The 15,018-nt window shown below is 54.5% G+C and carries 13 protein-coding genes; 5 read left to right on the top strand and 8 right to left on the bottom strand.

Annotated features, from left to right (window positions below; genetic code table 11):
- The first annotated feature begins 1 nt into the window (after nucleotide 1).
- The 5 genes from rsfS (at nucleotide 2) to H8K27_RS05635 (ending at nucleotide 4,446) form a co-directional block, all read left to right on the top strand.
- A complete protein-coding gene (rsfS, locus tag H8K27_RS05655; protein WP_186862226.1) occupies nucleotides 2-697 on the top strand; it encodes a ribosome silencing factor in 696 nt (231 codons plus the stop codon).
- Between the two features lie 99 nt (nucleotides 698-796).
- Entirely contained in the window at nucleotides 797-1,267 is a 471-nt protein-coding gene (rlmH, locus tag H8K27_RS05650; RefSeq protein ID WP_186862225.1) for a 23S rRNA (pseudouridine(1915)-N(3))-methyltransferase RlmH, read from the top strand.
- An 18-nt stretch (nucleotides 1,268-1,285) separates the two neighbouring features.
- Nucleotides 1,286-1,903, top strand: coding sequence for a Maf family protein (locus H8K27_RS05645; RefSeq protein ID WP_186862224.1), 618 nt, complete (start codon nucleotides 1,286-1,288; stop codon nucleotides 1,901-1,903).
- 12 nt (nucleotides 1,904-1,915) lie between these two features.
- Nucleotides 1,916-3,382, top strand: coding sequence for a ribonuclease G (gene rng / locus H8K27_RS05640; protein WP_186862223.1), 1,467 nt, complete (start codon nucleotides 1,916-1,918; stop codon nucleotides 3,380-3,382).
- Nucleotides 3,383-3,387: 5 nt separating this feature from the next.
- Nucleotides 3,388-4,446 (top strand): acyltransferase family protein, encoded by a 1,059-nt coding sequence (locus H8K27_RS05635; RefSeq protein ID WP_186862222.1) that lies wholly within the window; start codon nucleotides 3,388-3,390, stop codon nucleotides 4,444-4,446.
- On the opposite strand, the gene H8K27_RS05630 is transcribed toward H8K27_RS05635, so the two are convergent.
- The 8 genes from H8K27_RS05630 to H8K27_RS05595 all read right to left on the bottom strand — a co-directional run bounded on the left by H8K27_RS05630 (nucleotide 4,424) and on the right by H8K27_RS05595 (nucleotide 14,732).
- Entirely contained in the window at nucleotides 4,424-5,668 is a 1,245-nt protein-coding gene (locus tag H8K27_RS05630; protein ID WP_186862221.1) for an acetate/propionate family kinase, read from the bottom strand. The two genes, H8K27_RS05635 and H8K27_RS05630, sit on opposite strands and share 23 nt — an antisense overlap.
- Entirely contained in the window at nucleotides 5,665-7,089 is a 1,425-nt protein-coding gene (locus H8K27_RS05625) for a bifunctional enoyl-CoA hydratase/phosphate acetyltransferase (RefSeq protein ID WP_186862220.1), read from the bottom strand. Before H8K27_RS05625 ends, H8K27_RS05630 begins: the two co-directional genes overlap by 4 nt.
- 91 nt (nucleotides 7,090-7,180) lie before the next feature.
- Complete coding sequence (gene fabI / locus H8K27_RS05620) at nucleotides 7,181-7,969, bottom strand: enoyl-ACP reductase FabI (RefSeq protein ID WP_230418967.1); 789 nt, start codon at nucleotides 7,967-7,969, stop codon at nucleotides 7,181-7,183.
- 28 nt (nucleotides 7,970-7,997) lie between these two features.
- Entirely contained in the window at nucleotides 7,998-9,158 is a 1,161-nt protein-coding gene (locus tag H8K27_RS05615; RefSeq protein WP_186862219.1) for an ABC transporter permease, read from the bottom strand.
- 36 nt (nucleotides 9,159-9,194) lie between these two features.
- Nucleotides 9,195-10,349, bottom strand: coding sequence for an ABC transporter permease (locus tag H8K27_RS05610; protein WP_186862218.1), 1,155 nt, complete (start codon nucleotides 10,347-10,349; stop codon nucleotides 9,195-9,197).
- Nucleotides 10,346-12,370, bottom strand: a complete 2,025-nt coding sequence (locus H8K27_RS05605) for an ATP-binding cassette domain-containing protein (RefSeq protein WP_222610607.1) — start codon at nucleotides 12,368-12,370, stop codon at nucleotides 10,346-10,348. The genes H8K27_RS05610 and H8K27_RS05605 overlap by 4 nt, the downstream gene beginning before the upstream one ends.
- Nucleotides 12,346-13,458: an HlyD family secretion protein gene (locus H8K27_RS05600; protein ID WP_186862217.1), complete on the bottom strand. Its 1,113-nt coding sequence runs from the start codon at nucleotides 13,456-13,458 to the stop codon at nucleotides 12,346-12,348. Before H8K27_RS05600 ends, H8K27_RS05605 begins: the two co-directional genes overlap by 25 nt.
- Before the next feature lie 14 nt (nucleotides 13,459-13,472).
- Entirely contained in the window at nucleotides 13,473-14,732 is a 1,260-nt protein-coding gene (locus tag H8K27_RS05595; RefSeq protein WP_186862216.1) for a TolC family protein, read from the bottom strand.
- Between the last annotated feature and the right edge of the window lie 286 nt (nucleotides 14,733-15,018).

The following is a 15,018-nucleotide window of genomic DNA, read 5'->3' as shown; positions in this document are numbered from 1 at the left end:
AATGGATATTAAAAAATTACAAACGCTGGTCGTCGACGCTCTCGAAGACGTTAAAGGCCAGGATATACAGTTATTCGACACGACCCATCTGACCAGCCTATTTGATCGCGTCCTGATTGCTTCAGGGACATCCAATCGTCAGACCAAAGCGCTGGCAGCCTCGGTGCGCGACAAGGTCAAGGAAAACGGCGGTCAAATCGTCAGCATGGAAGGCGAAGTCACCGGCGAATGGGTGCTGGTTGATCTGGGTGATATGGTCGTACACATCATGCAACCGGCGATCCGCGCCTACTATCGTCTGGAAGAAATCTGGGGAGACAAGCCGGTCAAACTGGGCGCCGCCAAACGTACTGCAAGAAAGAGCGCCAGCCCAAGTGATGATGTTGCAGATAAACCGAAACGCACATCACGCAAGCCAGCCGGCAAGGCAGCGCCGCTGGAAGTGACTCCGGATATGATGGCAATCCAGACCACGCTGGATGACGAACCGAAAAAAACGACACGCAAGCCGCGCACCACCAAGACGGCTGACGGCGATGTCAAACCGGCGCGCAAACCGGCAGCAGCAGGCGCAGCAGCCAAGCCAGCCAAAATTCCAACTGGTGCACGGGTTAAAGTTGCAGCAACCAAAACAGCCATCGCGTCAGCAAAAGAGGCTGCGGCCAAACGTCCTGCGCGCAAGAAAGCTGCCGAATAAACCGGTTGCTCCATTGTTGAATGATGCTGAAGAAATGGCTGCCTTGCGCAGCCATTTTTTTAGAAAGCAGTTTACGTATATATTTCGCTGAAACTCCGTATGCAATTAATTATCGTTGCCGTTGGCCACAAAATGCCAGACTGGATAGAAACCGGTTTTCATGAATATGCAAAGCGCATGCCTCCGGAATGCCGGCTGTCCCTGAAGGAAATCAAACCGGTGGAACGTTCCGGCAGTAAAACGGCCGAAACCGTCATGGCGCTGGAACGTGCCAGAATTGAAGCTGTGATCCCCAAAAATGCCCGGATTATCGGGCTCGATGAACGGGGCAAAGACTGGACCAGCGTTGCGCTGTCTCAGAACCTGACACAGTGGCAGCAAGACGGGCGCGATGTCGTATTTCTCATCGGCGGTGCAGATGGTCTCGATGCCGGACTCAAAGCCAACGCAGACACCCTGCTGAGAATTTCCAGCCTGACCCTGCCGCACGGTATGGTCAGGGTATTGCTGGCAGAGCAGTTGTACCGCGCATGGAGCATCACGCAAAATCATCCTTATCACCGCGTCTGAATCTCACTTTCGACAAACATGCTGCCTGATAACAAAATTTACCTCGCCTCCAAAAGCCCGCGCCGCAGAGAATTGCTCTCGCAAGTTGGCATCGAATTTGAATTGCTGCGGTTACGCGATGCATCGCCACGTGGCCCGGATGTCAGTGAAATCGTCTTGCCGGGCGAACTGCCGCAGGCATATGTGAGCCGTGTCACAAAAGAAAAAGCCGATATGGCATGGAAAGTCATGCACATGCGCAAATTACCGGTACGTCCGGTGCTGGCGGCAGATACCACCGTCGTTTACGGAAATCAGATATTGGGAAAACCGGCCAGCCGGGAAGCAGCCATCGAGATGCTCACGATGCTGGCCGGTCAGACCCACCAGGTGCTGACCAGCCTCACGGTACAGCACCTGAACGGGCAGATCAGCATGACACAGCATTCCGAAGTCACCTTCAGCCCCCTGACTGAAAAACAGATTCTTGCCTATTGCAGCACCCAGGAACCCTACGACAAAGCAGGCGGCTACGGCATACAAGGCGCTGCCGCCCGCTTCATTTCACACATCAATGGCAGTTATTCTGGCATTATGGGGTTACCCTTATTCGAGACCTGTCAGGCATTACGTCAGTCCGGCATTTTTATTCCTTAATTTCCGATATTCATGAGCGAAAACCTCCTCATTAACATTACTCCGCAAGAAACCCGTGTCGCCCTGATTTTTCAGGGAGCAGTACAAGAGTTGCATATAGAAAGAACCTTGTCCCGCGGACTGGTCGGGAATATTTATCTCGGTAAAGTCGTGCGCGTGCTGCCTGGCATGCAATCTGCATTTATCGATATCGGTCTGGAACGGGCCGCTTTCCTGCATGTCGCCGACATCTGGGATGCCCGGCCACAAGAAGGCAATGCGAACGCACCGCTGATTCCGATTGAAAAACTGCTGTTTGACGGCCAGTCAGTCACCGTGCAGGTGATCAAAGACCCGATAGGCACCAAGGGTGCCCGCCTTTCGACCCAGATTTCGATTGCCGGGCGCATGCTGGTGTATCTTCCTCAGGATTCGCATATCGGCATCTCGCAAAAAATTGAAAACGAAGCTGAACGTGAAGCGCTGCGCAGCAAAGTACAGGGACTGCAGCAGCCAGATGAAAAAGGTGGCTTCATCGTCAGGACAATGGCTGAAGACGCTTCCGACGAAGATTTAAAAGCCGATATCGATTATCTGCGGCGCACCTGGTCCACCATTACACAACTGGCAAAAACCCAGCCGCCAACCACATTACTGTATCAGGATCTCAATCTGGCGCAGCGCGTGCTGCGTGATTTCGTGAATGAAGAAACCGACAGTATTCAGGTGGATTCCCGCGAGAATTATCTGATGCTGCAGGAGTTCGCCAACCGCTACATGCCTTCCGTGCTGACCAAGCTGCAGCATTACACCGGCGAACGTCCGCTGTTTGACCTGTATGGCGTCGAAGAGGAAATCGAACGGGCGCTGGGTCGCCGCGTCGATCTGAAATCCGGCGGTTACCTGATTGTCGACCAGACCGAAGCCATGACGACGATCGACGTCAATACCGGCAGCTTCGTCGCTGGTCGCAATTTTGACGATACGATCTTCAAAACCAATCTGGAAGCGGCGCACGCCATCGCCCGTCAGCTGCGCCTGCGCAATCTGGGCGGTATCATCATTCTCGATATCATCGACATGGAAAATGATGAGCACAAAGCCGCTGTGCTGTCGGAGCTGAACAAAGCACTGTCTCGCGACCGTACCAAATTGTCAGTATCTGGCTTCTCTGCTCTGGGCCTGGTTGAAGTCACCCGCAAACGCACCCGCGAATCACTGGCCCACGTCCTGTGCGAAACCTGCCCCGCATGTAACGGCAAAGGACAGGTCAAGACCGCCCGTACCATCTGCTACGAGATACTGCGTGAGCTGCTGCGGGAAGCCAAGCAGTTTAATCCGCGCGAATTCCGCATCATGGCCTCGCAGGTCGTGGTGGATATGTTTCTGGAAGAAGAATCGCAGCATCTGGCCATGCTGGGTGATTTCATCGGAAAACCGATTTCCCTGCAAGTGGAAAACATGTTCCATCAGGAGCAGTACGATATTATCCTGATGTGACAACCATGCAGCAAAAGCGCGAAAACTGGGTTGATTTTGCCAAGGGAATCGGCATTTTGCTGGTGGTATACGGCCATGTGAGCCGCGGCGTCGTCAATGCAGGCATGGCTGTGGATCTGGCCTGGTTTACAGTGGCCGACAGTGTGATCTACAGCTTTCACATGCCGCTGTTTTTTTTCCTGTCAGGTCTGTTCCTGCTACCCGGCCTAAAAAAATACGGCAGCCGCGGGCTGATTGCAGAAAAGATCGACAGCATTCTTTATCCCTACCTGCTCTGGTCGCTGCTGCAGGGCGGCACAGAAGTGCTGTTGTCACGTTTCACCACTGCCAAGACAAACATGACGGAAGTCTTGTCGCTGCTCTGGCAGCCGCGCGCGCAGTTCTGGTTTTTATATGTCCTGTTCGGCTTATTTGTGCTCATGGCAGTCACGCTGCGCCAGCATCAGCCTGTGACTGGCCGCACAACGCTGCTGGCTGTGGGCGGCGCACTGGCCGCATGGTGTTTGTCTGTATGGCTGGCGCTGTCTTTTCCGCTTGATTTCCTGGGCGGATATCTGATTTTCTTTTTGATGGGCGCTTATGGCTTTTACTGGAAAGACGAACTGCATCGCTATCTGGCACCTTACGCGATACCATTGCTGATCGCATCAGGAGTGCTGTTTGTGAGTGCCGAATGGCTGTTTCATGCGCCGTTGCGGCTGCTGTTCAGCGATCATTCTCCGTTGAACCTGTTGCTGGCCTGCAGCGGCATCATGCTGGTCAGTGGTCTGGCGATGTCAATGGCACGGTCAGGCATACGCTGGCTGCAGATATTTGAAACGTTGGGGTATTACTCCATGCCGGTTTATCTGATGCATATTCTGGCGGGCAGCGGCATGCGGATTGTTTTGAGCAGATTTCTGCATATTGATTCAGCCTGGCTGCATTTATTGGCAGGCTGCGCCGCGGGAATACTGCTTCCCGTGCTTGTTTTCCGGCTGGCACAACAACCGGTGTGGCGACCGCTGCAGTATTTATTCAGACCTCCGGCCTGGCTTTCTTTCAAGCCGGACAGACCCGCTTAGGGCCAATAATCGCAGAAGCATCCATTGCAGCAATCCGGCCTTCATCCGTCGGAACAACCCAGATTTCGACCTGGCTGTCTGCTGCATGAATGGCCATAGTCTGATCGCCGGTAGCGGCAGCATTTTTTTCCGGATCGATCTTCAGTCCCAGATAATGCAAGCCCTCCACAACCTGTCCGCGCAATACCGTATCATGTTCTCCTATCCCGCCGGTAAAAGCCAGCACGTCCAGCCCGCCGGTGCAAGCGGTCAGGCCGGCACACTCGCGCATGACCCGGTATGTGAACAAGGCAATTGCAGCCTGTGCCGCCGGTGAACCGCTCTGGCGCAATGTCCGCATATCGGCTGAAAGCCCGGAAACACCCAGCAAACCGGATTCTTTATACAGCGTCTTTTCCAGTCTGGCCGCATCCCATCCTGCCTGCATCAGATACAGTAAAACTCCCGGATCCAGCGCACCGCACCGGGTTCCCATCATCAGGCCATCCAGCGCCGAAAAGCCCATGGTGGTAGCGACACTCTTTCCTTGCAACATGGCGCATGCACTGGCACCGTTACCCAGATGTGCCATGACGACACGCTGCGCTGCTTTGCTGCTGTATTCTGCCAGTCGCTGCGCGACATAGCGGTAAGACAGCCCGTGAAAACCATAACGACGGATTCCGGCATCGCGCAATGATTGCGGCAAAGCCAGCGTTTTTTCACACACCGGCAATTCTGCGTGGAATCCGGTGTCAAAACAGGCAATCTGGGGAATGTCCGGATAGGCACGCTGAAACGCCAGAATACCTTCAAGATTATGCGGCTGGTGCAGCGGTGCCAGTGGATTCAGGGTTTGCAGGTAACTCACCGCAGCGCGATCAATCAGTACCGAGGCCGCATATTGCTCGCCGCCATGCACAACCCGATGCGCAATCGCAGTTACGTCAATATCCTTGCCGTACGACGCAATCAGGCGACGCAATTCGGTCAATGCTGCCGTAAAGGCGTCACTTCCGGTGACGCCGGTGGTCAGTGGAAAAGTCTGGCGCCCCGTTTGGTCACTGAGGCAGATACAAGGTTTCCCACCCGGCTCCAGCCCTTCCACCACGCCGGAGACAACAGCAGCATCCACCAGTTGATCGTGCAGCGGGTATAAAGCAAACTTCACCGTCGAGGAACCGGAATTCACCGACAGGATCGCTGGCTGCCGTTCTGCGGTAATGCTGTGGGTTATGGTCATGGTGTGTTTTTTCTGTATTCATGCGCCAGCAATTTCACCAGTGCGGCCGAGGCAACACGGCTTGCCACACCATCGGCACGGCTGGTCAGCGCAATCGGAACCCGCGCGCCCAGCACGATACCGCAAGTGGCCGCTCCGGCCAGATATTCAAACTGCTTGGCCAACATATTGCCGGACTCCAGATCGGGTACCATCAGGATATCCGGATCACCAGCCACTGGAGAATCGATCCCTTTGATATGCGCTGCCTCTGCAGAAATTGCGTTATCAAACGCCAACGGGCCATCGACCAATGCGCCGGTAATCTGTCTGCGCTCAACCATCTTGCACAATGCGGCAGCATCCAGTGTCGACTGCATTTTAGAATTGACCGTTTCCACTGCAGACAGCAGTGCCACCTTGGGCTGGGCAATCTGCAATGCGTGTGCCAGATTAATGGCGTTTTGCAGGATATCCGCTTTTTCCGCCAGCTCCGGTGCGATATTCAAAGCAGCATCTGTCAGCAGCAGCACTTTGTGATACATCGGCACATCCAGATGAAAGACATGCGATAAGCGGCGCTTGGTACGCAGCGCTGTGCTGTGCACCACCGCTCCCATCAGTTCATCGGTATGCAGACTGCCTTTCATCAGCGCTTCAACTTGCCCGCCTTCCGCCAGCGCAACCGCGCGATCTGCCGCCGCATGGCTATGAGGAACATCGATCAGTTCAACCTGACTGATATCGAGTCCGGCGCACCGGGCAACATCACGCAGTTTTTCAGCAGGTGCAATCAGCACGGGAATAATCAATCCCTGACGTGCGGCATCAAGCGCACCTGCCAGTGAATCAGCATCACAGGGATGAACCACGGCACAACGCACTGGCTCCAGTGCGCTGACACTGTCCAGCAGTTTTTTCTGCCGCATGCCAAGCTCAAACATGGCCACGGTCGGCAACTGCATACGTTGCCGGCTGACCTTTTCCGTCGGCGCAATTACCAGTGCATGACCGGACACAACGATGATGTCCTGCTGATTTTTAATCAGACAGTCCAGAGTAACCCGTTTTTTCTCGTCATCTTTGGACAGCACCGTGACAGTGACAGTCAGGGTGTCGCCGATACGTACCGGTTTGGAGAAATGCAGATTCTGCTCCAGATAAATCGTTCCCGGTCCGGGCAGCTGGGTTCCGAGCACAGTTGAAATCAGCGCCCCCCCCCACATACCATGCGCAATCACACCATGAAACAAGGTATTCCGGGCATACTCAGGATCAAGATGCGCCGGATTCACATCGCCGGAAACGGCTGCAAATGCCTGAATATCTGCCTGATTCAGCGTTCGTGTGTAACTCGCACTCTGCCCGATCCGGATATCGTCATACACGACATTCGAGATCAGTCCCTGCTGTGTATGCACAGGATAAACAGGATCATTCATTTTGACTTCCCCAGGTTGAAACAGACAAGGTGACGGATCTTGCCGGATTTGTTGTTAATCTTTATCTGCCGGCCGCCATCAGACGGCACGCTCAGTTCACAATATGGTAACCGCCATCCACATACAGGGTCTGGCCAGTCATACCCGATGCGGCATCGCTGATCAGAAAGGCGGCAAGCTGACCAATCTCCTGCAGAGTGACCAGGCGCTTTAATGGCGCATTCGTCTTTGCTTTTTCCATCAGCACATCAAATTCCTGCAAACCGGATGCAGCGCGGGTCGGTACCGGTCCGGGTGAAATCGCATGCACCCGCGTTCCGGCCGGTCCCATCTCCACAGCCAGATACCGCACCAGCGATTCCAGCGCCGCCTTGACCGGCCCCATCAGGCCATAGTGCGCCACCGCTTCATCTGCACCGAGATAGCTCATGGTCATCAGACTGGCTCCCGGTGCCAGATGTGGCTCGGATAAACGGGCAGCCCGCGCAAACGAATGACAGGAAATATTCATCGCCTGCAAAAATCCCTGCGCGGAACTGTCGAGCACACGTCCATGCAAATCGGTCAGCGGAGCCCAGGCAACAGAATGAATCAGGAAATCAATTTTACCCATTCTGTCTGCAGCGAACTGAATCAGCCGCTCCAGCTCGTCCTCCTTTTCAACATCGCATACCAAGAGCGGTGATTGCAACTGCTCCGCCAGCGGCGCCACGAACTGCAGCGCTTTATCGTTCAGGCAGGACAATACCATCTGCGCCCCCAGCGCATGGGCAACGGCAGCGCAGCCATACGCAATGCTGTGCGCATTTGCCAGCCCGATGATCACACCACGTTTGCCTGCTAATGAAAACAAGGATTCCGGCGTCATAGTCAATTCCATTTAAAACATCTCTGATGGCACTGCAGGTTCAGGCAAACTGCCGATGAAAACGCCGTATCGTACTGATACTGACGAGCACGCCGATACAGAAGATACCCAGAAACATCGGCCACAGCACGACGATCCCGGCACCTTTCATCAGAATGCCATAACTGGCATTGATGTAGTAATACAAAGGCGACACGTACATCCCGAAACGCATCACGGCAGGCATTGCCTCAGGCGGAGTCCAGGCTCCGGATAAAAACATCATCGGCGCCAGAATCAGAATCACCATCATGCCTGCCTGCGCCATATTTCTGGTCACGGTCGCAATCAGGATTCCTATTCCTGCCAGCGTGCTGACGTATAAGGTTGTCAGCGCAAAAAACAGCAACAGACTGCCGTTAACCGGAATCGAAAACACCGGAATCAGCATGCCAAACAGCCCCAGTGCGGTTCCTGCCAGAATCACGGCCACCATCGCTATCATCTTTGGCACCATGATCTGCATCGGTGACAGTGGCGATACCAGCAACTGTTCGATCGTTCCGCGTTCTTTTTCCCTCACCATGGCGGCTGCCGGCAAAAGCATGGAAAATAAAGTCACCACATTCAGTAATTCCGAGATTCCCATAAACCAGGCATCGTTCTGATTCGGGTTAAACCAGACCCGCGTGTGACTCCGGATCATCGGCAAATCCCTTGCTGCATTTCCGCCGCCCGGGTTGATGCCCCATTGCCCGGCGATCTGCTCCAGCCCGAACCGCGCCACAATCTGCGTCGCATCCACCGATGCGAGAAAACCCTGCACGGAATTGGAAGCATCAATCTGCAATTGCACTGCCGCTTTTTCGCCACGGGCTAAAGCGGCACCAAAGCCAGGCGGAATATCCAGCACAGCCATCGCCTTTCCATCATCCAGCAGCCGCTGCCCCTGCGCAGCATGGCTGATCGTGCCCGCCCAACGGAACTCTGGTGGCATGAAACGTCCGGCCAGTTCACGGGAAGCCGCACTGCGATCCATATCCGACAAGACTAATGCCGCATTATTTAACTGGAATGACACGCCGGACGCAGCGTTATAAATATCGGCAGAAAATGCGTACAGCACAAAAATCAGCAGCACCGGATCGCGGAATAACTGCAATAACTCTTTCCAGGTCATCGCCTGCAGGCGGCTCCACCAGATACGGTCAAATAAAAACATACGTCGGGCTCCAGAGCATCAGGTGATTCGGCGGCATCAATAACGCGGACGTTTATGAAATGCCAGAAAACCGGCACTGAACAGCACGGCGGCATAGGCTGCCAGAATCAGCATATCCGGCCACAGGGCCATCAAACCAACACCTTTCAAAAAACTGCCGATCACAATTTCTGCGTAATACATTCCAGGCAGCAGGTGCGCGATCACAGCCGCGACCGCCGACAGGGAAGGAATCGGAATAATCATTCCGGAATAGAGTACGGCAGGCACCACTGTCACAATCGCTGTTCCCACCATGGCAGCCACCTGAGTATTGACCACCACCGATACCAGCAAACCGATACCGGTCGTGCAAATCACATACAAAATCGTAGCAAGGAGAAAGAAAAGCAGATTGCCCTTGAACGGTGCGCCGAACAGCAATAACACAAACGCCGTCAGCGCACAGGCATTGATGACTGAAATACCGACATAAGGTAATAATTTCCCGATCAGGTATTCCCCCCGTGACAGCGTGGAAGAATACACATTGTAAATCGCTCCGGATTCCTTTTCCCGCACCACACCGAGCGCGGTCAGAAACGGCGGTGACAGCATCAGAATCACCATGATCAGCTTCGGCGCAACCGACCAGATGCTTTTCACTTCCTGGTTATACAGATAGCGGGTTTCCAGCTGTACAGGCTGCAAATGTGACTGAATATCTTCCTGCCGGACGCCGCTGAGTGCCGACACATGGGCCGACAGGTTTTCCAGATTAACAGCAGCATTAATGGCCGTGACATATCCTTTCGTGGTCAGGGCGCGGAATGGAAAAGTACCGTCAATCCAGGTCTGGACATCGGTTGCACGTCCCGCTCTGAGATCTTCACCGAAGCGAGGAGGAATAATGATGACTGCCCGCAGCGTGTTATCGATGACCAGTCTTTCCACCTCGGCCTCTCGCTGTGCATAGCCCTGAAATGAGAAATAGCGGGAATCCGTGAAGCGGTGCGCATAATCACGGGACAGGGATGACTGATCGTAATCAATAATCGCGAACGGAATATTTTCCACATCCAGCGACAATCCATAACCGAACAGCAGCATCAGCAAAGAAGGTACAACGAAGGCAAGTATAAAGAATAATCTGTCGCGCACGATTTCGCGCCATTCCTTATATGCCACTACCCGGATACGTCGTAAATTCATGACTGTCCTCCCCCCGGATGCCGGTCTTGCGCCTCCAGTTTGGTCACGATATGCACAAATACATCTTCCATCGATAAGCGTCGCGGCAGGATACTGACTGTTCCGCTACTCCCCAGCACGGCAGTTATCTGCTGTAAATCGCGTTCAGGCGATGGCAGCAGGACATGAATCCGAGATCCGAACAATGCTGCGTTCAGAAATCCTGCAGCCTGCAGTTGCAGCATTGCCGCCGGTGCATCCTGACAATGAATTTCATACAGTTTTCCAGCCTGCTGCTCCACATCCAGCTTGAGTTGTTCCGGTGACGCATCGGCAACGACCCGGCCTGCAAACATGAGTGCAATATGATCGCAATGCTCCGCTTCCGACATGTAATGCGTGGTTACCAGAATCGTCACATTTTCTTCCCGCGACAACCGGAACAGCACATCCCAGAAAGCGCGCCGCCCCAGCGGGTCAACGCCGGAAGTCGGCTCATCCAGAAACAGAACCTGAGGACGGTGAATCAGGGCACAGCCTAACGCCAGCCGCTGCCGCAGCCCCATGGGCAAACTGGCTGTCAGGCTGTGTCCGAAAGGCCGCAGACCCGCCATATCGAGTATCCAGTCCATACGGGCAGCCGTTTCTTTCCTTGTCAGGCCATAAATACCGGCATACAGGCGGATATTTTCCAGCACCGATAAATCGAGATACAGGGAAAATGCCTGCGACATATAGCCAATGCGTTCACGGATCTGGCGACCTCCGGTACGGACGTCGGCACCGGCAACCCGGCCTTTTCCTGCTGTCTGACTCAGAATGCCGGTCAGCATTTTAATCACGGTGCTCTTGCCCGCACCATTGGCGCCGAGCAAGCCAAAAATTTCCCCCTGGGGCACCTGAAAACTGACCTGATCGACTGCCTTGAACTCTCCGAAAGTGCGGCTCAGCTGTTCCGCTTCGATTGCCAGCCCCTGCGTGCTGCAGCGCGGGCCGTCAGACGGCAGTTGTGCCGTGCCGGCTTCAGTTTCTTGACGTACCAGATTTTTTTGCCGCAACAGGGCAATGAACACATCTTCCAGTTCAGGCTCCAGCACTTCACAAGCGGATAAGGCAATTTCCTGCAGGCATTCCAGCACCATCGCCCTGGCCTGCTGTCTGTCCGTTGTATCGGTGAACACGCGTATTTCCTGGCCCAGCACTTCCATTTGTGGAAACTGCGCAGACAAACGATGCGCGGCCAAGACTTGCTGCCCGGCGTCTGCGCACACTCCGGCGACAATGCTTCCGGCAGCCAGTACGCGGATCTTTTCCGGCTCGCCGGAAGCCAGGATTTTTCCGGCGTGCATCAGAGATACGCGGTGAAAGCGGCTGGCCTCATCCATATATGCCGTTGATACCAGTGCAGTAATGCCTTTTTCTTTCAGCAAACGTGCCAGAATGCTCCAGAATTCGCGGCGGGAAACCGGGTCAACTCCCGTTGTAGGTTCATCCAGAATCACCAGTCTGGGTTCGTGGATCAGTGTGCACACCAGTCCGAGTTTCTGTTTCATGCCGCCGGAGAGATTTTTCATAGGCCGGTCGCGAAAGCGCTCCAGCCGGGTGCTTTTTAGTAATGCCTCTTTACGCTCACTGAGCTCCTCCCGGCTTAACAGGCGCAGGCCACCGAAATAGTCGATGTTTTCCTCCACCGACAAATCCCCATACAGGTTTTGTCCCAGACCTTGCGGCATCAGGCCGATGCGGTCTTTGACCGTTTCGCTGGCTGCCTCAGAATCAACCAGTTGCCCGAATATCTGCAGACGCCCGCTGTCATGCGCCAGGACACCGGCAACCGATTTCAATAAGCTGCTTTTTCCTGCGCCATCGGGGCCGATCAACCCGTAGATTTCACCCGCCCTGACCTGCAGCGTTACCCCGTCCATAGCAATCTGGCTGCCATAACGTTTGCCCAATTCCTGCGCATCAACGACGATTTTTTCCGCCGGTTCAGCCGCCTGCATCGTCAAAGACATCATTATTTCCAGCGTGGCTTTTGCCATTCGGTACCGTCTTTCCAGCGGATGACGGCATCTGCCGGTAACCCCGGAGTCAGCTGATGTCCCGGATTGCCTGTAATGGCAAGTTTGACTGCGTACACCAGCTTGACCCGCTCATCGGTGGTTTGCACTTCTTTCGGCGTAAATTCTGCACGCGATGAAATATAGCTGACCTTCCCTTCGTAATATTTATCCGGCTGCGCATCGGTATAAATCCGTACCGGCAAACCCAGACGGACCTGACCAATACGTGATTCGGGCACATACACTTTCAGATACAGATTATCGAGATTCACCATTTCCAGCACCGCACCTCCCGGTATGACGACTTCACCGGGCTCACGCAGGCGTGTCAGGACGATACCTCCCGACGGCGCTTTAATCGTCAGGTCAGCCAAAACCGAATTGGCTTCGCTGACCGCCGCAGCGGCACGATCTTTTTGCGCACGCAAGGCATCCACTTCCTTCTGCTTCGCCTTGACTTTATCGTTGCCGAGACCCGCCTGCGCAGCGCCCTGCCGGGCACGGCTCACCGCCTGCTGCGCAGCGCTGACATCGGCACTGGCCACACGCCATCCGAGATCTGCCTGTTCATAGCGATGACGCTCAATCACGCCGCGCTCAAACAGTTCTTTATGCCGCTGCGCATCGCGTGCCGCCTGCTGTTCAACCGCTTCTGCCTTTTGCAACGCCGCCTGTGCCTGACTCAGCGTTGCATCGGCCACACTGACGCCGATCGGTACTTCTTTCTGCGCAATCTCAAGACTCGCCTGGGCGGCACCCAGCTGCGCTTCAGTGGCATTCAATGCCTGTTTTGCCTGCTCGGTTTTTGCGAGAAAACTGTCATCTTCCAGTTGCGCCACCACTGCACCGGCAACAATCGCATCTCCTTCTTTTGCCAGCATCTGACGAATCCGTCCCGGAAACTTAGCAGCCGCCACAATGCGCTCACCTTCGATTCGTCCGCTGGCGGCAATCAGCCCTTCCGGCAGCTGCCGGCTGCCGGCGAGGTAGTACATGCCGCCTGCCACAATCACAATAGCAGCTGCACCAATTAATGCTGGCCCCAATAATTGAGATTTCTTTTCCATTCTTCACTCATCCATCAAAGTTGACCGGTGACATGCAGTAATTGCAAACGTGCCAGTTCATTGTCATAAATGGCGTTATCGCGGTTGGAATACGCCTGCAGACGCCGCGTTTCTGCATCCAGCACATCGCTGTTCGGTGCGAGCCCTTCGCGGTAACGTTCTCGCGCCAGCAGCAACACTTCATCTGCCTGCTCGACAGCCTTTGCCACCAGCTGTAGGCGCGCTTTGGTTTCCTGGCGGTTCAGCCATGACTGTCTGACCTGCAAGGCAATTTTTTCCCGTGCATCCTGCTCCAGCTCGCGGATAGCCTGCGCATTGGCCGATAACTGGGAGGCCTGATGACGGATCAGTCCGCCATCAAAAATTTCCCATTTCATGACCAGCCCGACCCACCAGCCTTTATCCGCAGCGAGATACCGGTTTTCCAGTTTGTTGTAACCGGCACTGATACCAAGCTGTGGCAGTTGTCCGGACCGGATGCCGGATGCCTGCTGGCGGTAAGCTTCGCTCTGACGATCGAGCGCCTGCAGCTCCCGGCGCTCCGTACTGGCTGTTTGCAATAAGGTAGCGAGCGCTGTTTCTGTCTGACTGTCGGCAGACAGCGCCAGATCCGCCAGCGCCACCTGTTGTTCAAAGCTGCGTCCCAGCCAGCGGTTGTAAGCTGCCCGCGCCAGTTCCAGCGCATTATTGGCCTGCAAGCCGAGCTGCCGCGCATTCGCCAGTGCCACTTCGGAGGCCAGCAGATCATGGCGCGCCACATATCCTTGTGTTGCCAGCTGCTGTACATCACTGACATGCTTGCTGACTGCGTCAATATGACTCTGTGCCACGGCGACCGCATGTTCAGCGCGTAGTACCGCAATATAAGATGATGCGACAGCCAGTTTCTGTTCACTGCGTGTCAATGTGGTTTGTGCAGCTGCCGCCTCGCTCAGTGCTTCGGCTGCAGCCACGCCGGATGCAATTTTTCCGCTAGTGATCAGCGGTGCCGATATGGTGACGCCGCCAAAATAAGCGGCATCCTGGGCAAACGGCAGGCTGGCTCCTTTGAGCATAGGTAAGGCGGGAATACTGATTTTTGCAGCAGGTTCGGTTTCTGTCCGCAGATAACCGGATTCCAGCGTCAGCTTTGGCAGGTAATTTGCGCGCGCAGCACCAGTCATGGATTGTGCCGCCAACTCTTTTTGCTGTGCCGCAAAAAGCTGATGATCGCGCTGCATAGCAATGCTCCAGGCCTGTTCCAGTGTTTCCGCAGCGTTGACAGGCAAGCTCATCGCAAAAAGACTGATGCAGATCAAATAAATTGGAAATATCCTGTTTTTCATACTTTTCCAGTCATTTTCCGGCGTGGTTGTCAGACAAAAATGATCAATTAAGCAATAAAAATATCACATCATACCCTGCTGTTGATGTATAAACCATGTTGAATTGCGCGACAGCAGGCATAAGTCATCGTAGTGTATTGCTGTGAGTGCACAATCAAATTGATTCGAATCAATTCGAACAACCTTGCATTTTGTGACAATCAAAATCACGACCTGAGCCCATCACCTGAGGATT

This window comes from Cognatundibacterium griseum (genome assembly GCF_014284195.1).
In the GTDB taxonomy this organism is placed as follows: Bacteria; Pseudomonadota; Gammaproteobacteria; order Burkholderiales; family Burkholderiaceae_D; genus Undibacterium; species Undibacterium griseum.
This window is presented reverse-complemented; position numbering and strand designations above follow the sequence as displayed.

What these genes read in the sequence shown, in the direction of transcription:
- H8K27_RS05615 (WP_186862219.1), bottom strand. Translation starts at nt 9,158, where the DNA reads ATGTTTTTATTTGACCGTATCTGGTGGAGCCGCCTGCAGGCGATGACC.
- H8K27_RS05630 (WP_186862221.1), bottom strand. Translation starts at nt 5,668, where the DNA reads ATGACCATAACCCACAGCATTACCGCAGAACGGCAGCCAGCGATCCTG.
- H8K27_RS05595 (WP_186862216.1), bottom strand. Translation starts at nt 14,732, where the DNA reads ATGAGCTTGCCTGTCAACGCTGCGGAAACACTGGAACAGGCCTGGAGC.
- H8K27_RS05610 (WP_186862218.1), bottom strand. Translation starts at nt 10,349, where the DNA reads ATGAATTTACGACGTATCCGGGTAGTGGCATATAAGGAATGGCGCGAA.
- H8K27_RS05645 (WP_186862224.1), top strand. Translation starts at nt 1,286, where the DNA reads ATGCTGCCTGATAACAAAATTTACCTCGCCTCCAAAAGCCCGCGCCGC.
- H8K27_RS05625 (WP_186862220.1), bottom strand. Translation starts at nt 7,089, where the DNA reads ATGAATGATCCTGTTTATCCTGTGCATACACAGCAGGGACTGATCTCG.
- H8K27_RS05605 (WP_222610607.1), bottom strand. Translation starts at nt 12,370, where the DNA reads ATGGCAAAAGCCACGCTGGAAATAATGATGTCTTTGACGATGCAGGCG.
- rng (WP_186862223.1), top strand. Translation starts at nt 1,916, where the DNA reads ATGAGCGAAAACCTCCTCATTAACATTACTCCGCAAGAAACCCGTGTC.
- H8K27_RS05600 (WP_186862217.1), bottom strand. Translation starts at nt 13,458, where the DNA reads ATGGAAAAGAAATCTCAATTATTGGGGCCAGCATTAATTGGTGCAGCT.
- H8K27_RS05635 (WP_186862222.1), top strand. Translation starts at nt 3,388, where the DNA reads ATGCAGCAAAAGCGCGAAAACTGGGTTGATTTTGCCAAGGGAATCGGC.
- rlmH (WP_186862225.1), top strand. Translation starts at nt 797, where the DNA reads ATGCAATTAATTATCGTTGCCGTTGGCCACAAAATGCCAGACTGGATA.
- rsfS (WP_186862226.1), top strand. Translation starts at nt 2, where the DNA reads ATGGATATTAAAAAATTACAAACGCTGGTCGTCGACGCTCTCGAAGAC.
- fabI (WP_230418967.1), bottom strand. Translation starts at nt 7,969, where the DNA reads ATGGAATTGACTATGACGCCGGAATCCTTGTTTTCATTAGCAGGCAAA.